At 67.3% G+C, this 19,389-nt stretch carries 19 protein-coding genes and 1 pseudogene; 10 read left to right on the top strand and 10 right to left on the bottom strand.

The genetic code is table 11. From position 1 onward, the window contains the following. Window position 1 precedes the first annotated feature (1 nt). A complete protein-coding gene (locus tag AB0M01_RS04465) occupies window positions 2-874 on the top strand; it encodes an NAD(P)-dependent oxidoreductase (RefSeq protein ID WP_363665457.1) in 873 nt (290 codons plus the stop codon). Window positions 875-902: 28 nt separating this feature from the next. On the opposite strand, the gene AB0M01_RS04460 is transcribed toward AB0M01_RS04465, so the two are convergent. Then, complete coding sequence (locus AB0M01_RS04460) at window positions 903-1,685, bottom strand: methyltransferase domain-containing protein (protein ID WP_363665456.1); 783 nt, start codon at window positions 1,683-1,685, stop codon at window positions 903-905. On the opposite strand from AB0M01_RS04460, the gene AB0M01_RS04455 reads away from it, so the two are divergent. Beyond that, entirely contained in the window at window positions 1,684-1,959 is a 276-nt protein-coding gene (locus AB0M01_RS04455; RefSeq protein WP_363665455.1) for a DUF167 domain-containing protein, read from the top strand. The genes AB0M01_RS04460 and AB0M01_RS04455 overlap by 2 nt on opposite strands. Here AB0M01_RS04455 and AB0M01_RS04450 read toward each other — a convergent pair. Then, window positions 1,956-2,525 carry a helix-turn-helix domain-containing protein gene (locus AB0M01_RS04450; protein WP_363665454.1) on the bottom strand — a complete coding sequence of 190 codons (570 nt, stop codon included), beginning with the start codon at window positions 2,523-2,525 and terminating at the stop codon, window positions 1,956-1,958. The two genes, AB0M01_RS04455 and AB0M01_RS04450, sit on opposite strands and share 4 nt — an antisense overlap. Window positions 2,526-2,579: 54 nt before the next feature. On the opposite strand from AB0M01_RS04450, the gene AB0M01_RS04445 reads away from it, so the two are divergent. Next, window positions 2,580-4,013, top strand: coding sequence for an MFS transporter (locus tag AB0M01_RS04445; protein WP_363665453.1), 1,434 nt, complete (start codon window positions 2,580-2,582; stop codon window positions 4,011-4,013). A 4-nt stretch (window positions 4,014-4,017) separates the two neighbouring features. Beyond that, entirely contained in the window at window positions 4,018-4,569 is a 552-nt protein-coding gene (locus tag AB0M01_RS04440; protein WP_363665452.1) for a hypothetical protein, read from the top strand. 1 nt (window position 4,570) lies between these two features. Here AB0M01_RS04440 and AB0M01_RS04435 read toward each other — a convergent pair whose 3' ends face one another. The 4 genes and pseudogenes from AB0M01_RS04435 to AB0M01_RS04420 all read right to left on the bottom strand — a co-directional run bounded on the left by AB0M01_RS04435 (window position 4,571) and on the right by AB0M01_RS04420 (window position 7,589). Continuing rightward, entirely contained in the window at window positions 4,571-5,818 is a 1,248-nt protein-coding gene (locus tag AB0M01_RS04435; RefSeq protein ID WP_363665451.1) for a VOC family protein, read from the bottom strand. 11 nt (window positions 5,819-5,829) lie between these two features. Further along, window positions 5,830-6,588, bottom strand: coding sequence for a GntR family transcriptional regulator (locus AB0M01_RS04430; RefSeq protein WP_363665450.1), 759 nt, complete (start codon window positions 6,586-6,588; stop codon window positions 5,830-5,832). Window positions 6,589-6,788: 200 nt separating this feature from the next. After that, a pseudogene (locus AB0M01_RS04425) lies at window positions 6,789-7,103 on the bottom strand (phosphoribosylaminoimidazolesuccinocarboxamide synthase); the annotation flags it as partial. A 105-nt stretch (window positions 7,104-7,208) separates the two neighbouring features. Next, window positions 7,209-7,589 (bottom strand): hypothetical protein, encoded by a 381-nt coding sequence (locus AB0M01_RS04420; protein ID WP_363666200.1) that lies wholly within the window; start codon window positions 7,587-7,589, stop codon window positions 7,209-7,211. A gap of 18 nt (window positions 7,590-7,607) precedes the next feature. Between AB0M01_RS04420 and AB0M01_RS04415 the strand changes: the two genes are divergently transcribed. After that, complete coding sequence (locus tag AB0M01_RS04415) at window positions 7,608-9,173, top strand: hypothetical protein (protein ID WP_363665449.1); 1,566 nt, start codon at window positions 7,608-7,610, stop codon at window positions 9,171-9,173. 534 nt (window positions 9,174-9,707) lie between these two features. Here AB0M01_RS04415 and AB0M01_RS04410 read toward each other — a convergent pair. Continuing rightward, window positions 9,708-10,583, bottom strand: a complete 876-nt coding sequence (locus AB0M01_RS04410; protein ID WP_363665448.1) for a hypothetical protein — start codon at window positions 10,581-10,583, stop codon at window positions 9,708-9,710. 617 nt (window positions 10,584-11,200) lie between these two features. On the opposite strand from AB0M01_RS04410, the gene AB0M01_RS04405 reads away from it, so the two are divergent. The 3 genes from AB0M01_RS04405 to AB0M01_RS04395 all read left to right on the top strand — a co-directional run bounded on the left by AB0M01_RS04405 (window position 11,201) and on the right by AB0M01_RS04395 (window position 13,977). Further along, window positions 11,201-12,025, top strand: coding sequence for a uracil-DNA glycosylase (locus AB0M01_RS04405; RefSeq protein ID WP_363665447.1), 825 nt, complete (start codon window positions 11,201-11,203; stop codon window positions 12,023-12,025). A gap of 165 nt (window positions 12,026-12,190) precedes the next feature. Beyond that, window positions 12,191-13,498: an NAD(P)/FAD-dependent oxidoreductase gene (locus AB0M01_RS04400; RefSeq protein WP_363665446.1), complete on the top strand. Its 1,308-nt coding sequence runs from the start codon at window positions 12,191-12,193 to the stop codon at window positions 13,496-13,498. A 20-nt stretch (window positions 13,499-13,518) separates the two neighbouring features. Next, window positions 13,519-13,977, top strand: coding sequence for a nitroreductase/quinone reductase family protein (locus AB0M01_RS04395; RefSeq protein ID WP_363665445.1), 459 nt, complete (start codon window positions 13,519-13,521; stop codon window positions 13,975-13,977). Here the strand turns inward: AB0M01_RS04395 and AB0M01_RS04390 are convergent. The 3 genes from AB0M01_RS04390 to AB0M01_RS04380 form a co-directional block, all read right to left on the bottom strand. After that, window positions 13,974-16,334, bottom strand: coding sequence for a GH92 family glycosyl hydrolase (locus AB0M01_RS04390; protein ID WP_363665444.1), 2,361 nt, complete (start codon window positions 16,332-16,334; stop codon window positions 13,974-13,976). The two genes, AB0M01_RS04395 and AB0M01_RS04390, sit on opposite strands and share 4 nt — an antisense overlap. A 64-nt stretch (window positions 16,335-16,398) precedes the next feature. Continuing rightward, window positions 16,399-17,064: a response regulator transcription factor gene (locus tag AB0M01_RS04385; protein ID WP_363665443.1), complete on the bottom strand. Its 666-nt coding sequence runs from the start codon at window positions 17,062-17,064 to the stop codon at window positions 16,399-16,401. 19 nt (window positions 17,065-17,083) lie between these two features. Beyond that, a complete protein-coding gene (locus AB0M01_RS04380; RefSeq protein WP_363665442.1) occupies window positions 17,084-18,211 on the bottom strand; it encodes a histidine kinase in 1,128 nt (375 codons plus the stop codon). Window positions 18,212-18,314: 103 nt separating this feature from the next. Here AB0M01_RS04380 and AB0M01_RS04375 point away from each other — a divergent pair, with 103 nt between their 5' ends. Together AB0M01_RS04375 and AB0M01_RS04370 are read left to right on the top strand one after the other, a co-directional pair. Continuing rightward, window positions 18,315-18,821, top strand: coding sequence for an ACT domain-containing protein (locus tag AB0M01_RS04375; RefSeq protein ID WP_363665441.1), 507 nt, complete (start codon window positions 18,315-18,317; stop codon window positions 18,819-18,821). Then, window positions 18,818-19,381 (top strand): peptide deformylase, encoded by a 564-nt coding sequence (locus tag AB0M01_RS04370; RefSeq protein ID WP_363665440.1) that lies wholly within the window; start codon window positions 18,818-18,820, stop codon window positions 19,379-19,381. Before AB0M01_RS04375 ends, AB0M01_RS04370 begins: the two co-directional genes overlap by 4 nt. The last annotated feature ends 8 nt before the right edge of the window (window positions 19,382-19,389 follow it).

Genomic DNA, 19,389 nt, shown 5'->3' with positions numbered 1-19,389 from the left:
CGTGGGCGGGGGACGTCACGTCGCGGTTGTCGGCGTGGGGCGGATCGGCCTCCCGCTCATCCAGCGACTGGTTGCCGCAGGCCACGATGTCCTCGGCAACGACATTCGGGCCGAACGACGCGCAGCTGTTGAAGAGGCGGGCGCTGTTTGGTCCCCGACGCTTCCGAGCGCCGACGTACTGATCACCGTCCTGCCCGGCGCTCCCGAGCTGGAAGCGCTGGTCGCTGAGGGCTTCCTCGCCCGGCTGGAGCCCGGCACGCTGTGGATCGACCTGACGAGCGCGTCGCCCGAGCTGGGCGAGTCCATCGGTCGCGCTGCGACGGGGATCTCCTACCTGGAGTGCCCGATCGGCGGGGGAGTGGATGGGATGCGTGCCGGCACGCTCACCCTGTACGCCGGCGGCTCCGCCGACGTACTCGCTGCCGCCGAGCCCATCCTGCGGACCTTCGCGACAACCATCCACCACACCGGGCCGCACGGCACCGGCTATCTCACCAAGCTCCTGATCAACCTGCTCTGGTTCGGCCAGGCGACGCTCACCACCGAGGCACTGCTCCTCGCCCAGCGCCACGGCCAATCGCCCGAGCGCTTCGCCGAGCTGCTCAGCGGCAGCGCGGGGGACAGCGCGTTCGCGCAGCGCCATCTACCGGCGCTGCTGGCCGGCAACTATCTCCCGGACTTCGGCCTCGACCGCTGCGTCGAGGAGCTGAACGCCGTCGAGCACGCGGCCGAGGGCCTCCCGCACCCGGTCACAACCGCGGTCGCCGACCTGCACCGCGCCGCTCTCGACCACTTCGGGCCGATCGACGGCGAGCTCCTCGGCCCGGCCTGGCTTGAGCACCAAGCAGGCAGCACTCTCCACGACCCGAGCTAGCCTCACCGTTCCGCCGGCGCCGCGGCGGTCAGCGCTTGCGGGCCATCAGCGCGTACGAGTTCGGCAGGCGGCCGTCCCACGCCGACGCCTCCTGGCCGACGGGCTTCCAGAACGGTTCGGGGTACTCCTCCAGCACCTGGATCTCCAGCCCCGCGGCGACCACCGCGGTGACGATCTGCCCGAGCGTCCACTGCCACTCCCGCGCGCCGTTCGCCGGGAACGTGTCGTTGAGGTGCGACTCGGCGAAGTAGCCGCGATCGGGGCGAATCCCGAACTCCTCCCACGACCACAGCGGCACCGCCGGATGCCCCTCGTGCACGAACAAGTGCCCGCCAGACTTCAACAGCTCAGCCACCCCGCGCGCCCACGCGTCGATGTCCCGCATCCAGATCAGCGCACCCTTGCCCGTGTAGACCAGGTCAGCCACCCCCGCCTTCACCGGCGCTCCCGGCACCTCACCCACCACGTAGTACGCCGGTACGCCGAGCTCCCGCGCCCGCCGCCCCGCCGCCGTCGCCGCGGTGACGCTGTAGTCGACCCCCACCACCCGGCTGGCCCCAGCGGCGACCAGCGCCACGTCGTCCAGCCCGTGCCCGCTCTGCAGATGCACCACCACCGGCCGCTCCCGCAGCACCGGCCCGAGCAACCGCAGCTCGTCAGCCGTCAGCGACTCCCGCCGGGATGCCTCGGCCAGCAGTTCGTCGTACTCGCGGATGTGCTTCTGGGAGGCCTGCTCCCACGCGACTCTGTTGCGCGCGACGTCGATGTCCACGCCGCCGATCATTCCCCGCGCGGGCGACAATTCACCCATGAGGCTCCTGCTCCGCGTCCGACCGGGCGCGTCGCGCACGTCGGTCGGCGGCCGGTACGACGGCCCGGCGGGCGCCGCGCTGGTCGTCGCCGTCGCGGCTCGTGCGGTGGAGGGCCAGGCGACCAAGGCGGTTCTGCTCGCGGTCGCCGAAGCGTTCGGCGTACGGCGGTCGGCCGTGACTCTGGTCCGTGGGGCGACCAGCCGCGACAAGGTGGTCGAGATCGAGGGCTCCGCGCCGGATCTCCGCGCCAGGCTCGACGAACTCCTCCGTTAGGTGTGGACCCCGTCAAGCGCGATCTTCAGCACCCGCTCGCGCTGCGCGTCGTCGACGAACCCCGCCGCGGTCAGCCCGCTGACCATCCGCAACAGGTCGTCGAACGCGATGTCGGTCCGGGCCTCGCCCGCCTGCTGCGCGCGCTCGAACAGCGGCGTCCCGGCGGCGTACATCGCCTCGCGCGCGGTCGTGAACATCTCCGAGTCGCGGTTGAGCGCCTCGATGATCGCGCGCTTGGTCGCGGCGTACTGGACGAAGCGCTCGAGCCAGGCGGTCAGCGCGTCCCACGGCGGCAGGTCGGCGACGTCGTCGGCGGCGGCGCACAGCTCCTCGACCTCGCCGAAGTACACGGCCTCGAACAGGTCCTGGCGGGTGGGGAAGTTGCGGTACAGCGTGCCGATCCCGACGCCGGCCCGGCGCGCGATCTCCTCCAGGGACGCGTCGGTGCCCTGCTCGGCGAACGTGTCGCGGGCGGCGGTCAGCAGGGCGTCGAAGTTGCGGCGCGCGTCGGCCCGCTGGGGGCGCTTCACCGCGGCGGCGAGTCCGCCGCGTGGGGTCTGGGTCACCTCGATCACCTTAACCGACTAGAAACGGAGGGGTACCTCCGCTATAGTGGAGGCATGCCTCAACTTTACCATCGGAAGACGACGTCACCACGGCTGACGCTGGCAGTGCTCGCGACCGTCGTGGCCGCGTTCTCGATGTTGCAGTCGCTGGTCACCCCGGCACTGCCCGTGATGCAACACGACCTGCACGCCTCGGCGAGCACGGTCACCTGGGTCTTCACGGCCCTCCTCCTCTCGGTCTCGGTGGCGACCCCACTGCTCGGCCGGATCGGCGACATGGTCGGCAAGGAGCGCACGCTGCTGATCGGCCTGGTCGCGCTCGCGGTCGGCTGCCTGCTCGCGGCGCTCGCGCCGAACATCGGCGTACTGATCGCCGCGCGGGTCGTGCAGGGCCTCGGCGGCGCGGTGTTCCCGCTGTCGTTCGGCATCATCCGCGACGAGTTCCCCGCCGAGCGGGTGCCGTCCGTGGTCGGCGTCGTGTCGGCGGTGATCGCCGCCGGCGGTGGCCTCGGCATCGTCCTGGCCGGCCCGATCGTCGAGAACCTGGGCTGGCGCTGGCTGTTCTGGATCCCGCTGATCGTCGTCACGCTGGCCGCGGTGATGGTCCGGATCTACGTCCCGGAGTCCCCGAACAAGGTCCCGGGCCGGATCGACTGGCTCGCTGCCGCCCTGCTGTCCGGCTGGCTGATCGCGCTGCTGCTCCCGCTGAGCATGGGCCGCTCGTGGGGCTGGGCGTCGGCCCAGACCATCGGGCTGTTCACGGCGGCTGCCGTACTGATGGCTGCGTGGATCACCGTCGAGCTGCGCTCGCGCAACCCGCTGATCGACATGCGCATGATGCGCATCCCCGCGGTCTGGACCACCAACCTGGTCGCGCTGCTCTTCGGGGCCGCGATGTTCGCCGTCTACGCGTTCGTCCCGCAGTTCCTGCAGATCCCCGAGGCCGCGGGCTTCGGCTTCGGCTCGACCGTCACCCAGGCGGGCCTGCTGATGCTCCCGATGCTCGTCACGATGGCCCTGGCCGGCACCTTCAGCGGCCCGATGGCGCCGCGCTTCTCGGTGAAGGCCCAGGTCATCTCCGGGTCGGCGCTGAGCCTGGTCGCCTCGCTGCTGTTCGCCGAGTTCCACGACTCGCCCTGGCAGGTCGCCGTCTCCACCGCGATCTTCGGCCTCGGCCTGGGCCTCGCGTACGCGTCGATGACCAGCCTGATCGTCCAGAACGTCCCCCGCGAGCAGACCGGCGCCGCCACCGGCATGAACGCCAACATCCGCACCATCGGCGGTTCCATCGGTACGGCGATCGCGAGCTCGATCATCACCGCCCACCTGCAGTCCAACGGTCTCCCCGCGGAGGCCGGCTTCACCGACACGTTCTTCCTGCTGGCCGCTTTCGCAGCCGCCGCGGTGATCCTCGCGCTGGCGATCCCCGCCGCGCGCCGCGCCCAGCCCGCGGCGCCGGACCCGCTGCTGGAGGAGCTGGTTAGGTAGGGGAATGACCCTCCGGCTGATGGGCGCGAACCCCTGCGTCACCCTGTACGACGAAGCAGGCGGCGCCACGGCGTACGCCTCGGTCTGGCGCGTGGACTGGTCCCTCCGGGGTACCGGCCACGCGCTGGTCCTTGGCACGTACGACCGGATTCGGATCATCGGGCCGGATGCGGATCTGGGTGCGTGGCTCGGGGAGGAGTTCAACCGGCACATCGTTTCGGTGAGCGACGGCATTCCGTGGTCCGCGCCCGAGCACACTCTTGGTGAGGTTGAGTTCACCCTCGACCTGGCGACCGGCTTCGCTGCGTTTGCTGACGACGTGCAGGTGGAGATCACCACCCCGATCGAGCGCTACTTGACCCGCAACGACCGCTACGACCTGGGCGGGACACCGAACATCCTCTCCACCGTGTGGATCCCGTGCCTCACCGGCAGCATCACGGTCGCCGGGGCGCGCTTGTCAGGCGAGCCGAAGGTCGACCGAGCGGCGCCGATGTCGACCGCTTTCATCGCCGACGCCGAGGTCTGGTGCACCGCGGATCACCCGCAGAAGTAGGTCAGCTCACGATCACCAGGACGTTGTCTTCAGGATCGGCGACCCGCCACCGCCCGTCCTCCTGACCGATCAACCGGCCGCCGGCAGCGATCATGTTTGCCAGCCGCGCCTCCGCGACGTCCGCCGGCACGGCGAGCTCGAAGTACATCCGATTACTCTGCCGCCGCCGCTCGACGTCCGAAGCATCAAGCTCCTGAAACAGCAGCACCGGATTCAGCCCCCGCGGATCACGGATGTCGCTCAACCCGTCCCGCCGATCAGCGACGTACCCGAGCGCACCCATCCAGAACGCCCGTACGGCGTCGACATCAGCCGCATCGAGAAACAACTGCACAAACCGCGGCAACTCCGGATCCGCACTGACGCCGAGCCAGCGAGCGGTCTTCTGAAGACTCGCCGCCAACTCGGCGAAGTCCAGATCGAGACCGTGCGCCTCCTGCTCCCACAGATCCTTCCCGCTGTCGATGAGGACGAGCCCCGGCCGCAGATCAACCATCAACGGAAACCCGGTCGCGTCCGCAAGGGTCGCTGCAGCAGCCGCCAACTCCCGCTGCTGCGTAGGCGTCGTCGTCCGATAGCAAACCATCGCACTGAACACGGCTTGCCAGTCGTCCGCCCCGCTCTCCCCAAGCGGATCCCCCGGCACCAGATCGACCTCGTTCCCGTCAGCATCCGCATGACAAACCCCGTACGGCCCAGCCGGCTCCCCACTTCGCACCCGCTCCACCACAGCCCCCGGCCGCACCACATCAAGATGCACCCGCTGCCGCAACGGCCGCACTTCACTGGACCGCCCCATCCTCAGCGCAGGGTCCCGCCGCAACGGATCCACCAACCCGCCGTCGCCCGCCACCGCGTAGTCGAGCACCCGCCCCCAGAACGACCGCACCCCATCCGGCTCAGGAGACTCCAACACAACACTCACCTGCTGCAACACCCCAGGCTCCGCAACCAGCCCCACCTCCCGCGCAGCCGCCGACACCATCTCGGCATCACCCTCCGAGCCAACCCGCACCCGAACCCCGGACGCCCGCAGATCCACCTCCACCGGCAACTCGACCACACGCCCGACCAACGCAGCCCCAGCCCCCATAGACGCCGCCCCGAACCACGCCGTCATCACCCCATCAACAACCCGCCAGTCCACCCCGGTATCACCCATACCGGCACTGTAGAGCCCTTCCCGGACGATCTCCTGCCTTCGAGGGGTGAGATTCGCGTCCAGCACGGAATCGACCCGATCAGTCACCGGGAGAACGCTCAGCAGTGCTTGAGCACCAAGGCCTGCTGCACCCCAGCGCCCTCGAAGATCACTCGCTCAACACCAAAACTCTCGCAGTACTCGAGCACCTCACCGCGACTGTCGTAGATCCAGCGGCAGCTGGCCATGATCAACGCACCTTCACCCAACCCGAGCTGCTCGGCCTGCGCAGCTGTTGCGATCCCCGGCTCGAACTGGTCCTGCCAAGCGCCCACAGTGCACTTCGTGGTGTTGGCAACGTAAGTGAACGCACCTTCCGCGATACTCTCAACGCTCAGAAGCAATGGCGCCCTCGCAGCAAGATCGCCCCGAAAGTACGACGTCGCCATAGAAACGGGCTTCCCATCAGCTCGGTACGACATCCGCATACGCTGAACGATCGGCGCGCCCGGCGCCAACCCCAGAGCGGCAGCAACCCGCTCCGAAGCTTCCCCGATCGCGGCCTCGCCGACCTTCGTGTACTGCCCGGCCGGACTAACCTTCCCCGCTCCTGAGGATTTGTCGCCAAGGATGCTGGCGCGCTCCTCTTGAGTCGTGACGATGCTCCCCACACCGCGCTTCGACTTGAGATACCCCTCATTCCGCAGTGTCGAGAGGGCCCGCTGCGCGGTCGCGATCGCCACGCTGTACTCCCGCATCAACGACCGTACAGACGGCACCAGATCGCCAGCCTGCAACTCGCCGCTGGAGATGCGCGCGCGGATCTCATCGGCAATCTGCCGATAGGGCGGCGCCGGCCGTGCCAACTTCGAGGGCATCGGCAATCCTCAAACTGAATCGCTGCTCAGAACACCATCGCCATGAGCGGCATGACAAGCGGGTTCCACTGCTGTCCACGCCAGCGAGGTCTGGCTCGGTGTCCGATGATCCTTGGCGGTAAGGAGTCGCTTGTGAACCTTCTGAAGCTCCAGGACCTCAGCGAGGCGAGCCTCTTGGATCTCTTCCTAGGTCGGCATGGTCACTCCCACTTCAGACCGGTAATCCGCTCGTACATCGCAACGTACCGAACACGAGTCTTCTCAACCACCTCAGCCGGGATCTCAGCACCCGGAGGAGTCTTGTCCCACGTACCCAGATCACGAGCCCCGTCACGCACGAACTGCTTGTCGAACGACACCTGTCGCTGACCAGGCTTCCAGTCCTCATCACGCCAGTACCGCGAGGAGTCCGAGGTCAGCACCTCATCGGCCAGGACCAACGTCCCGTCCTTGGCAAGCCCGAACTCAAACTTCGTGTCCGCCAGGTGCACACCACGACCAGCGGCGACCTCAGTCGCCTTCGAAAAAGCTCCAGCGTCTTCGCCTCAGGAGTCTTCGCGAGCTCCGCCCCAACAGCCTCCGAGACCTCCTCAAAGGTCATCGGCTCGTCATCCCCATGCTCAGGCGCAGTCTTCGTAGTCGGCGTGAACACCGGCTGCGAGGCCTATCTCCCTCACGAAGCCCTGGCGGGATCTCAACACCAGAGATCTTCCCCGTCTCCTGGTATGCGTCCCAGCCCAGCCCAGCAAGGTAACCACGAGCAATGCACTCAACCTGGATGATGTCGACCTGCTGAACCGCACAGCCCGACCCTCGAACTCGGCCGGTACAGCCGTAGCCGAGATCACGTGGTTGGGCATCACGTCCGCAAGCTGCTCGAACCACCACAACGACAGACTCGTCAGCAACCTTCCCCTAGTCAGCGATCGGCGTAGGCAGCACCACGTCATAGACCGACACGCGATAAGTCGTAACCAGGACCCCGGGCGATCGCTGTACACATCCCGAACCTTGCCCCGATGCAGCAGCTCCACGGCACTGTTCTAGTACACCAGCATCCGGGGGCTGCCGACACCCCGGAGGGAGCCGCTCGCACTGGCCGGGCAACACCACTAGCCTATTCTTTGCCACAGAGCAAGTTTCTGCCGTTACAGGGGGCAATAATGCCTGATTCAGATCCGAAATTCTTTCTCTTCTTGGGGTCGACGACATCAGAGTCAGTGACGAGCAAAATCAAGACCGAGGGGGCAAGATACGAGCAGAAGTTACTGAAGTCGAAACCGGAGAACTGGGCGAAAATTATAGAATTCACTAAGAGCCCCGATCTGATGGGAATCATCGCAACATTCACCTCGGCAGACTACGAACGCATCCTTTCGCCTCAATACAAGGGAATCAGCGAAGAACTGATTGGCGCGATCGGAAACGTCCCACATATCGTATTCATCCATGAGGCGATCTACTTCGACCACGGTCCAGCAACGGGAGTTGGGGAGAGCCCCGATTCCGAGACAGTCGATCCAGATTCGGATCACTGGGCATACGAGTGGGATCTATACATCACAGACCCGCAACGTTTCGGCAATGAACCGCCTAGAGGATACTGGGGATCGGTCACGCCTCTTGTGCGGGAGACGGTGAATGGAATGTTGAAGGCTCATGACGTTAATGTCATGCCCTACAAAACAAATGCCGAGCGCTCAGTGCTAACGGCTGCCTTTTTCGGAGATCAGGATCGGCATCTCCTCTTTCGTATTTACGTTCCTTCTGGCCGTCTCTACGCCGACGAAGCAGCTACATTGTTGGGCCTCTTTCAGGATTGGCTAACCCAGACCGGGAGAAGCGCGGTTCGCCAGGATGGATACAAGACGCCTGCAGGTCAGGTATACGAATTCTTCAGCTCAGAGGCTCAGCCAGCGGGCGACCTGACACGGCAGTTCCAAGATTTCTCCGAATTTCTTGATGCCTGCGCGGACGAGCCTGAGGAGGCGATCGCCCAGCTAACAGGGAGCGGAGTCGCTGTGGCTAACGCAGAGCGGATGGTCTCTCGCTATGGAAAACTGACACGGCGACTTCATCTAGATCTTCGGCATGCGCGCGAGGAGCGGCTCATGATGCTTCGGCATGAGCTGGAATCTGAGTTACTCGACGACGGTGAGGCTAATGGTCCTAATCTTCTCACTCTCGTAGAAGGCCTCGTGCCTCCGATCGCCAACGTTGCCACTGCGATCCTCTCTCCAGGCATAGACGCTCCCGTCGTGAGCCCTGCCCTCAATGTGACGATTAACCAACAGGTCATCGGCCAAGTGACTGGGCACGTGATGCAAAGCCTTCAAGGAACGATCCATCTCGGAGCAGAAGCTAAAGAGATCCTTGAGCTGATTGATCGCTTTGCCGGATCGGAGAAGGCCGACCTCGAGTCGGCCGTCCATGAGCTAGAGGATTCCGATGCGCGCTCCAGCGATCGCCTGGTGGCCCGACAGAAGCTCCGGCGCTTTCTTGCGTCATTAGGCTCAAAAGCAGGCGGCATGGCCCTCGCAACGCTCCAAAAATACCTCGAACATCGGCTAGGCCTCGGCGGTTAGCTTGTGCAGCCTCCTCCGGTGGTGACACCCCCCTGCCTGTGGCTTCTCGTCAGCTGACAAGTTTCTCTACGTCTTCAAGACGGGCCCTTCAGGGCCCGAAAGCGCGCCGCCACCGAAGGACGGGCCGCCTGCCTTCGCTCCCGGCACGGCCCTTGGCCTGGCGCGCACGTGCCAACAGGGTGCCGGGTCGAAGACAGCAGTACTCGCCATCAACGTTCGACACCGTGCTGTGGACCGCACGCCCCGGTTGGCCGGCCACCCGCGCGAGATGGCTGGACGTACCTGCCGCCTGACCGGGGGCTACCGGATCGTCCCGACAGCAATCATGGGAGGGACGGCCCTACGCGCCAGGCGTCAATGGCGCCTTCGGTGTCGCTTCGCGATCGAGCAAGCTCGCCCCCGGACGCATGCCACTCCGGACCTTCGGTGGCAGCTATCGGGACGATCTGGAGGACTGGCCGCGGTTGACACGTAACCGTGAATTGACGCCTGGTGTCGCGTGCGGCCCGCGACGGCAACTTGCGGTCGAACCCATCAGTCATGCCCCGATTCCAAGCTCGGCAGTACCTGCCCCGAACTTCGCGAGATCCAGTAGGTACGAGCTGATTCAAGAACTTTAGCGGTTGGGGCCAGTGCGGGATAATTGGGATCCGGATCCCAGTCCTCAGGAATAGCCCAGTTGAGCTGGCCACCTTCCCACTTCGGAAAGAATGGAACTCCATTAACCTCAATGATATACCTATCCGACACACCCGAATCCATTGGCGTTGAATATATGAACTGAAATGAGTCGACCGCGTTGGCGGCCCCGATTAGGCGCGCCTGAGCCATGCTTGACCAGTCAGCCACGGTCTTTCGAATATCAAACCAGCCTGAAATAGAATCCCCTGGGAGTAGTTCGTATACTCGTGATGGCTCAATCGTCGCGAACGGACTTCCCTTGTCCAAGCGCCATGAGGGCAACTCAAAGACTGCGGTACGAGGCCCATCGTTCCGGATCGATACTCTGTATTGCAAGGTAAGCCATCGCTCTGCATCATCTAATTCGTGAAATATGTGATCGGTGTCGACGCCTTGAAGAATAAACGGGAACTTCGTGTCTTGCTCCAAGGGTGGCCATTCCGGTCGAGGATCGGCCGTTATCGTCAGGAGCTGAGAAGCGGCATCCATTCGCGATCTAACGGATTCGATGATCAAAGTTCGAGAATGTAGCTCCTCACTCTTTGCTACATCGACACTCGATCTCAACAACTCTAACGAACTACGGCTGTGTTCAAGGGCCGCGTTAGCCGTGGTGACGGCGGCGGCGGAAGCCTGTGCGCTTCGTCGTGTTTCCAGTGACTGCCAGGCGACCAGAGCCGCAGCGACGACCGCCGCGCCTGCAGCAACCCAGTCAGGTAGTGATCCCATGCTCAATCTCCTCGGCAGACGTGACACGTAAGTGTCATGGTGTCGGTCTCAGCGAGACGCCGCTAGAGCCCTCTGGTACCGATGACGTCAGCCTCGTCGGCGATCCGCTGGAAGGTCGAGGAGTCGGCCGGCCTCAGTAGGCCCGGTGTCGAACGGTCGGGGATGAGGTCAGGTCGAACTTGAACCTCGCGTCCCTGAGGTTGCCTCCGGATCGCGGTCGGCGGGGTGGAGGGAGGTGCTCGGCGCGACGTGTCCGTCCCGGAGCGTGGTAGGTGCTCGATGGGTCTGCTCGGTTCGTGGAAGCTAGGTCTTCTTCGCGGTGTGTAAGTGTTGTTCCCTGGGCACTGCCTCAGCGCGCGGCTCTGCCTCAGGTGGAATGGACCTTGCGTACTGTCTCTTCTTCTCTCTGATTTTCGGCTTTCCTCGTCTGCTCCTGATCCTCGAACTGGCTGTGGTTGTGTGCGGCTACGGACCTCCTCAGCGCGCGCTGCGACCGTCGTGGAACGGACCTTGCGTACTGTCTCTTATGTCTTTGTCTTGCCTTGTTTCTTGCTCTTCGTTTGTTGCTCTTTGGGTGTGTGGTCTCTGCTGTGTCGCTGGGGATCTAACCTGAGCAGATGAAGCTTCCGCATCCTCTGACGGGGGAGTTGTTCGAGAGTCCGGTGCCGCCGGGGAGTGGGTGGCCGGAGGATCCGGCTGTACGGCGTACGCCGGTGGCGCGTGATGCGGCGGAGGTGGTGGAGCTGGCGCGGACGGACAGGTTGGGGGAGTTGGAGGCTCGGGTTTCGGTGTGTTGCGCCTGTCCGCGGTTGGTGGAGTGGCGGGAGGATGTCGCTCGGGTCAAGCGGAAGTCGTTTGCGGATCAGCCGTACTGGGGGCGGCCGATTGCTGGGTGGGGTGCTGCGGAGCCGCGGATTTTGATTGCTGGGTTGGCTCCGGCGGCTAATGGGGGGAACCGGACGGGGCGGGTGTTTACGGGGGATCGGTCGGGGGACTGGTTGTTTGCGGCGCTGTATCGGGTGGGGTTGGCTAATCAGCCGACGAGCGTGCATGCGGGGGATGGGCTGCAGCTTCGCGAGACGCGGATGATTGCGGCGGTGCGGTGTGCGCCGCCGGCCAACAAGCCGACGACTGAGGAGCGGGACAACTGTGCGCCGTGGTTTCGGCGGGAGTTGGAGTTGGTGCTGCCGAGTACCGAGGTGATCGTTTGCCTCGGGAAGTTCGGGTTCGATGTGGTGCTGAACGCGTTGCGGGGTCTGGGGGCGGTGAAGCTGCGGGGGAAGTTCGGGCACGGGGTTGAGTACGTCGTGCCGGTCGGTGGGCGGGAGGTGACGGTGATGGGGAGTTTCCATCCGAGTCAGCAGAACACCTTCACCGGGAAGCTGACCGAGCAGATGCAGGACGAACTGCTGGTCAGGGCCAAGGAACTCGCGGGGCTCTGAGCGCCTCCGAAGGCGGAGTACAGGGCGCACACTAAGCCCATGAGGTCCCTCGCAGGAGTGAGATCCCGGTGGGCGAGATCACCCGTGGGAGTGTTTGTGAAAGTTTTCACGAGCGCGTAACCTGAAGGGGACATGAAGGATTCGCACTCAGGGAGAGTGAGCCGCATGACAGCCCAGGTACCGCACATCCTTGTCGTCGGAGGCGGTTACGTCGGGATGTACACCGCGTACGGACTGCGCAAGGCCGCCCGCCGGGGCAAGATCCGGGTGACCGTGGTCGACCCCCGGTCGGTGATGACCTACCAGCCGTTCCTGCCCGAGGCCGCGGCCGGCTCGGTGGAGCCGCGGCACGTCGTCGTGCCGCTGCGCAAGACGCTCAAGGGCTGCCGGGTGGTCACCGGCCGCGTCACCGGCATCGACCACGCGAACAAGGTCGCGAAGGTGATGCCCGAGGAAGGGCCGGACTACGAGCTGGCCTACGACCAGGTCGTGGTCGCGCTCGGTTCGATCGCGCGGACGCTGCCGATCCCCGGCCTGGCCGAGGAGGCGACCGGCTTCAAGAACGTCGAGGAGGCGATCGCGCTGCGCAACAAGGTGCTCGACCGGCTCGACGTCGCGGCCTCGCAGCCCGATCCGGCGCTGCGCAAGGCGGCGCTGACCTTCGTCTTCGTCGGCGGCGGGTACGCCGGGATCGAGGCGTTCGCGGAGCTCGAGGACATGGCCCGCTACGCCACCCGGTACTACGACAACATCGAGCCCGGCGACATGCGCTGGGTGCTGGTCGAGGCGACCAACCGGATCCTGCCCGAGGTCGGGCCGGAGCTCGGCAAGTACACGGTCGACGAGCTGCGCAAGCGCAACATGGACATCAAGCTGGAGACCCGGCTGGAGTCCTGCGAGAAGGGTCACGTGATCCTCAGCGACGGCGACGAGTTCGACGCCGACACGATCGTCTGGACCGCCGGCGTGAAGGCCAACCCGGCGCTGACCCGGACCGACCTGCCGCTGGACGAGAAGGGCCGCGTGAAGTGCCGCGCGGACCTGCGGATCGAGGGCCTGGACGACGCCTGGTCGGCCGGCGACAACGCCGCCGTACCGGACCTGACGTCGGAGACCGGCGCGTATTGCGCGCCGAACGCGCAGCACGCCGTCCGGCAGGCGCACCGCCTCGCGGCCAACATCCTGCGCGTCGTCGACGGGCAGGAGCCGCAGGACTACAAGCACAAGTACGTCGGCTCGGTCGCGAGCCTCGGCCTGCACAAGGGTGTCGCGCAGCTGTACGGCGTGAAGGTGAAGGGCTGGCCGGCCTGGTTCCTGCACCGGACCTACCACGTGTCCCGCGTCCCCACCTTCAACCGCAAGGCCCGTGTCATCCTGGACTGGACGCTCGCGCTGTTCTTCCGGCGCGAGGTGACCAGCCTCGGCAGCCTCCAGATGCCGAACGAGGAGTTCCGGCGCGCGACCAGTAGCTAGCCAACACCCGTGGGGGGACCATGAGTGAAGGGAAGGCGCGGCTTCCACCGCGCTGGTTCATCCGGTCGGCCTGGACGGTCCACCGCGGCATCTTCCGCGCGAGCGGCGGCCGGATGGGCCTGTCCCAGCCGAAGCCCGGGCGGTACGGCCTGATGCGGCTGACCGTGACCGGGCGCCGGTCCGGTCAGCCGCGCAGCGTGATTCTCGGGTACTTCGAGGACAGAGCGAACCTGGTCACCCTGGCGATGAACGGCTGGGGCGATCCCGAGCCGGCCTGGTGGCTCAACCTGCTCGCCACCCCGGACGCCGAGGTCGAGCTCCGGGGCGGCAAGCGTGCGGTGCGCGGCCGGGCTGCGGCCGGCGACGAGCGGGCCCGGTTGTGGGCCCGCTGGGCCGAGATCGATCACAACCTCGACCTGTTCGCCGCTCGCCGGTCGCGGCCGACCGCGGTGGTGGTGCTGGAGCCGCGGGACGGTTAACGGTCGAGCGGAGCGGTGCCCCAGCTGGTCGGAGCTGCGCCCATCCGGACGTCGATCCGCCCGCCCTGGGTGACGAACGACTCCGGCAGCCACGACTCGGCGCGCTCGTGCCCGTTCAGCGACAGCGACTCGACGTACTGGTTGGTGTCCGAGGTCTGCGGCGCGGTCACAGTCAGCCGTACGCCGTTGCTGCGCTTGATCGCGACCTTCGGAAACAGCGGGCTCCCGACCAGCAGCTCGGCCCGGCCCGGCGTCTGCGGGAACAGCCCGATCGCGGCGAACACGTACCAGGCCGACAGCGTCCCGAGGTCGTCGTTGCCGGGCAGGCCAGACGGGCCGACGCCGTACACGGTGTCGACGATCTCGCGGGTGGTCGCCTGCGTCTTCCAGGCGACGCCGAGCCCGTTGTAGAGCCACGGCGCGTGCAGACCGGGCTCGTTGGTCGGGTCGTAGCGCAGCGCGCTGCCGCCCTTGACCGCCCAGTTGCCTGCCGCGTCGTGGAAGAACGCGTCGAGCCGCGGGACGGCCTGGCCGTTCATCGCCTCGGCGAGTCCGGAGACATCCTGCGGGACCATCCACGTGTACGTCGCACTGGAGCCCTGCGCGAAGCCGACGTCGGTCGAGGGTGTGAAGTTCGGCTGCCAGGAGCCGTCGGAGAGCCGGGCGCGCTGGTAGCCGACGGCCGGGTCGAAGGTGTTCTTCCACCACGTGCCGCGGTCGTTCAGGGCGGCCGACTCGAGGCCGAGCCGGTCAGCCCACTGGCCGAGCGAGAAGTCGGCGAGCGAGTTCTCCAGCGTCTCGGCGGCGCCGCCCCAGCAGTGGCAGGCGTCCTGCGGCGCGTAGTGCTTGGCCAGGTAGGTGTCCAGCGCCGGTCGTTGCCCGGTGCATTGTCCGGGGCAACCGACGTCGTTCGTCGCCTCGGCGTTCTGAACAGTTGCCTGGTGCAACAGCGAGGCATAGGCGCCGGAGGCATCGAAGTTCCGGACGCCCATCGCGGCGAAGGTCGCGAGGGTCGGCGCGGCCGGGTCGCCGGTCATCACGTGGGTGGCGCCGTTGTTGTGCAGCCAGCGGTCCCAGATCCCGTTGTTCTGCTGGGCGAACTGGTACATCGACTGCGCGAAGTCGCCGGCGATGTCCGGCTTCAGCAGCGCGAGCAGCTGGATGTGCGCGCGGTACTGGTCCCAGCCGGAGAACGTTCCGTACTGCGCCTTCTGCCCGGGCGTCAGCCGGTGGATCGCCTGGTCGGTGCCGAGGTAGCGCCCGTCGACGTCGCTGAAGATGTTCGGCTGCAGGTACGCGTGGTACAGCGCGGTGTAGAACGTGGTCCGCTGCGCGTCGGTGCCGCCGGTGACCTCGACGTCCTGGAGCTCGTTCTTCCACTCCCGGTACCCGTCGGCGGCGATCCGGTTCACCGTCGCGTCCGGCCGGAGCTCGGTCGCGAGGTTGCGCTCGGCGCCGGCCAGGCTGACGTAGGAGATGCCGATCCGGGTCCGGACCTTGGCGCCGGGCTTGAACGTGACGTACCCGCCGGAGCCCTTGCCGGCCCGGTCGGCGCCGGTCGCGTAGCCCTCGCCGCCGGTGGTGTGGGTGCTGCCCGGCGTCAGCTCCGCGTCCTTCCAGGTGCCGTTGGCAACGATCGGCTGGTCGAAGGAGGCGGTGAAGTAGAGCCGGTAGTAGGTCTTGCGGTTGTTGACGCCGCCGTTCGCGCGGCGGCCGCAGAAGGCGCCGGTGAGCACCGAGCCGGTGACCTTGCGGTGCGCGGCGTCGATGGTGATCTCGGCGTCCTCGCTGCCGTTCAGCGAGTTCGACGTCCGGAACAGCAGGTTCGCGGGCTGGTCGGCCGGGAAGGTGAAGTCGCCGACGCCGGCGCGGGTGGTGACGGCGAGATCGGTCTGGACGCCGTTGTCGAGCTTCACCGTGTAGCGGCCGGGGACCGCCTTCTCGTTCGCGTGGCTGAAGTCGCTCGCGTACTTGGCGTCCTTCGTGTCGGCCGTCGGCGAGGAGTCGACGGTACCGGTGTACGGGAGGATCGGTACGTCGCCGGCCGCGCCCGGGTTGCAGCCCGCGCCGTTGACGTGGGTGAGGCTGAACCCGCGGACGCGGGTGGTGTCGTACTGGTAGCCGTTGGCGGCACCGGTGCTGGTCTGGTCGCCGCGCGTGCTGGTCGGGCTCCAGGAGATCATCCCGAACGGCCGGACCGCGCCCGGCCAGGTGTTGCCGTCCCGCGCCGACCCGATCAGCGGGTCGACCGAGGCAGCGGGATCGGTGCTCGCGGCGCCGTCGAGCGGCTGGGCCTGAGCGGGCAGTGCGGGCAAGAGCAGAGCCAGACCCGTGAGGGCGGCGACGACGCGGCGCATGAGGAAACCTTCCGGGAGCGGACGGACTTCCTCAGGCTAGGCGCGGTCGGTGACGCGCGGGTGATCAGCGGCTGTCGTCCAGGAATCCGGCGTCGTGGACGAGTAGCGCGATCTGCACCCGGTTGTTCAGGTCGAGCTTCGTCAGGATCCGGGACACGTGCGTCTTCACCGTCGGGACGCTCAGGTAGAGCGTGGCGCTGATCTCGGCGTTCGACTTGCCCTCGCCGACCGCGACGGCGATCTCGCGCTCGCGCTCGTTGAGCTCCTCCAGCCGGGTGGCCGCGCGGTTCTTGCGCAGGTCCTGGCCCGACGACGCGACCCGGCTGATCAGCCGCTTCGTCACCGCCGGGGACAGCACCGGCTGGCCGTTCGCGACCCGGCGGACCGACTCGACGATCTCGGCCGGGGGCGTGTCCTTGAGGATGAAGCCGGCCGCGCCCGCGCGGAGCGCGCGCAGGACGTGCTCGTCGGCGTCGAACGTGGTCAGGATGACGACCTCCGGCGCGCCCGCCCGCGACCGGACCGACTCGGTCGCGGTCAGGCCGTCGATCCCGGGCATCCGGATGTCCATCAGCACGACGTCCGGCGACTCGCGGTCGATCAGGGCCTGCACGCCGGCGCCGTCGTCGGCCTCGGCGACCACCCGGATGTCCGGGGCGCCGCCGAGCATCAGCTTCAGCCCGGCCCGCAGCAACGGGTCGTCGTCGACGATCACCACGCGAATGGTCATCTGCGTCCTCGCTTCGGGTTCACGGGGGCCACGGTAGCCAGGCCGACAGCCGGAAGTCGCCCTCCGGGGTGCGTCCGTGCTCGAGCCGCCCCTCGACGAGCGCCGCGCGCTCGCGCAGGCCCTTCAGGCCCTGGCCCTGGTCACCGGGTCGTTGCCGCGGCGCCGGGTTGCTCACGACAACGGTCAGGCCGTTGCCCGGGGCCCCGGTCACCTGGATCAGCACCGGCTCGTCCGGCGCGTGCTTCATCGCGTTCGTCAGCCCTTCCTGCACGATCCGGTACGCCGTACGCCCGACGTGCTCCGGTAGCGACCCCGGCGCGTCCAGCTCCAGCTCCACCGGTACGCCGGCCCGCTGCGCGCCCTCGACCAGGACCGGCAGGTCGCCGAACGCGGGCTGCGGCAGCTCGCCGACGGGCGCTCGCAGTACGCCGATCACCTCGCGCAGGTCCTGCAGCGCCTGGTGCGCACTCGACCGGATGATCTCCGCCGCACCCGCGATCTCCTCCGTCGACGCGTCCGGCCGGTAGGCGAGCGCGCCGGCGTGCACGCTGAGCAGCGACAACCGGTGCCCGAGCACGTCGTGCATCTCGCGGGCGATCTCCTCCCGCGCCCGGAGTTGACCCTGCTCGGCCTCCAGCCGCGCGACGCTCTCCGCCCGCTCGGCGCGCTCGCGCAACGTCTGCAGGAGCTGCCGCCGGGACCGCAGGTAGGAGCCCCAGCCGACCGCCGCGATGTAGAGCGGGATCGCGGTGGCGTACACCAGCACGTCGGGGTCCGTGGTCTCGCGGACGATCGAGTACAGGATCACGCTGACCACGTTCGCGGCGCCGACCAGCAGCGTCACCCGGAGCGGGAAGTAGACCGCCACGGTCATCGCGAGGATCAGGGCAGCGATCCCGCCGGTCTCGGAGTAGACCGTCACGGCCGCGGACAGGAGCGCCAGCTGGATCGGCCAGCGCCGCCGGAACCACAGCAGCAGGCACAGCGCGATGCCGCTGACGAAGTCGGCCAGGAACAGCCAGCGCGGGATGTCGTCGGTCGAGTTCTCGTCGTACAGGACGACGCCGATCAGCAGCGCGAACAGGAACACGACCGAGTCGACGAACCAGTCGCGGGCGCTGCGCTTGCGACTGAGCGACTGGTCCACGGGTCCGACGATAGCGATCGGGCGGCCGCCGTACGGCGTGAAGCGGCGGTCCGGATACCGAAGTCGGGGCAGGTCGAGACTTTCGGTTGGGTACGGTGCGTCCATGACTCAGCTGGCTGTCACCGTGATCGGGCCCGACCGTCCGGGCATCATCGCCGACGTCACCGAGGCGCTCGCCCAGGTCGGGGTGAACCTCGAGGACTCCACGATGACGCTGCTGCGCGGGCACTTCGCGATGATGATCGTCTGCAGCGGGCCGTTCGGCCCGGTCAAGGAGGCGCTCGAACCGCTGCGCGGCGAGCTGGTGATCACGGTCCGCGAGATGGGCCCGGAGACGGCGCACGCGCCGCTCGGGGCGCCGTACCTGCTGAGCGTGCACGGCGCGGACCGGCCTGGGATCGTGTCGGCGGTGACGCGGATGATCGCGTCGGTCGGCGGGACGATCACGGACCTGACGACGCGGCTGAGCGGAGAGCTGTACGTGCTGACCGCGGAGGTCGAGATCCCGCCGGCCGCGGAACTGCCGATGCTGCTGCGCGCCCTGGAGATCACGGCGGAGGAGCTCGGCGTCGGCGTCACGCTGCATCCCGCGGAGAGCGACGACCTGTGATCGGTCACCTGAACCAGACCCTCGCCGCTTGGTCGCCCGCGCAGCTCGGCTTGGCGGGGGATGTCCTGGAGGTCGTCCGGGCGCCGCATCCTGTGCTGGCGCTGGAGGGTGCTGTTGTCGACCCGCTCGATCCGGTGATGCTCGCGCTGGCTGCTGACTTGGTGGCGACGATGCGGGTGTCGCCGGGGTGCGTGGGGCTGGCCGCGCCGCAGGTCGGGGTCGCGGCACAGATGTTCGCGCTGGACGTGACCGGGCACCCGAAGACGCGGACGTGCCACGGGGTCTTCGTGCTCTGCAACGCGGTCGTCGACGAGTCGAGCCGGCGCGAGAAGGCCCGCGAGGGGTGCATGTCGGTGCCGGATCTGACCGGTGACGTGAAGCGCGCGACGCGGGTGACGGTGTCGGGGGTGTTGCCGGGGACAACCGAGGTCGTCACGCTGTCGACCGACGCCTTCGAAGCACGGGCCCTCCAGCACGAGATCGACCACTGCAACGGGGCGCTGTTCCTGGACCGGGTGGCGGGGGCGCACGCGGTGTACCCGCGGAAGGTCTACCTGTAGATGGGCCG

The sequence above is a fragment of the Kribbella sp. NPDC051770 genome, assembly GCF_040681455.1.
In the GTDB taxonomy this organism is placed as follows: Bacteria; Actinomycetota; Actinomycetes; order Propionibacteriales; family Kribbellaceae; genus Kribbella.
The sequence above is the reverse complement of the archived record's forward strand: the minus strand, read 5'-3'. Positions and strand labels throughout refer to the sequence as shown.

What these genes read in the sequence shown, in the direction of transcription:
- AB0M01_RS04400 (WP_363665446.1), top strand. Translation starts at nt 12,191, where the DNA reads ATGACAGCCCAGGTACCGCACATCCTTGTCGTCGGAGGCGGTTACGTC.
- AB0M01_RS04455 (WP_363665455.1), top strand. Translation starts at nt 1,684, where the DNA reads ATGAGGCTCCTGCTCCGCGTCCGACCGGGCGCGTCGCGCACGTCGGTC.
- AB0M01_RS04405 (WP_363665447.1), top strand. Translation starts at nt 11,201, where the DNA reads ATGAAGCTTCCGCATCCTCTGACGGGGGAGTTGTTCGAGAGTCCGGTG.
- AB0M01_RS04375 (WP_363665441.1), top strand. Translation starts at nt 18,315, where the DNA reads ATGACTCAGCTGGCTGTCACCGTGATCGGGCCCGACCGTCCGGGCATC.
- AB0M01_RS04430 (WP_363665450.1), bottom strand. Translation starts at nt 6,588, where the DNA reads ATGCCCTCGAAGTTGGCACGGCCGGCGCCGCCCTATCGGCAGATTGCC.
- AB0M01_RS04410 (WP_363665448.1), bottom strand. Translation starts at nt 10,583, where the DNA reads ATGGGATCACTACCTGACTGGGTTGCTGCAGGCGCGGCGGTCGTCGCT.
- AB0M01_RS04460 (WP_363665456.1), bottom strand. Translation starts at nt 1,685, where the DNA reads ATGGGTGAATTGTCGCCCGCGCGGGGAATGATCGGCGGCGTGGACATC.
- AB0M01_RS04415 (WP_363665449.1), top strand. Translation starts at nt 7,608, where the DNA reads ATGCAGCAGCTCCACGGCACTGTTCTAGTACACCAGCATCCGGGGGCT.
- AB0M01_RS04390 (WP_363665444.1), bottom strand. Translation starts at nt 16,334, where the DNA reads ATGCGCCGCGTCGTCGCCGCCCTCACGGGTCTGGCTCTGCTCTTGCCC.
- AB0M01_RS04385 (WP_363665443.1), bottom strand. Translation starts at nt 17,064, where the DNA reads ATGACCATTCGCGTGGTGATCGTCGACGACGACCCGTTGCTGCGGGCC.
- AB0M01_RS04440 (WP_363665452.1), top strand. Translation starts at nt 4,018, where the DNA reads ATGACCCTCCGGCTGATGGGCGCGAACCCCTGCGTCACCCTGTACGAC.
- AB0M01_RS04445 (WP_363665453.1), top strand. Translation starts at nt 2,580, where the DNA reads ATGCCTCAACTTTACCATCGGAAGACGACGTCACCACGGCTGACGCTG.
- AB0M01_RS04395 (WP_363665445.1), top strand. Translation starts at nt 13,519, where the DNA reads ATGAGTGAAGGGAAGGCGCGGCTTCCACCGCGCTGGTTCATCCGGTCG.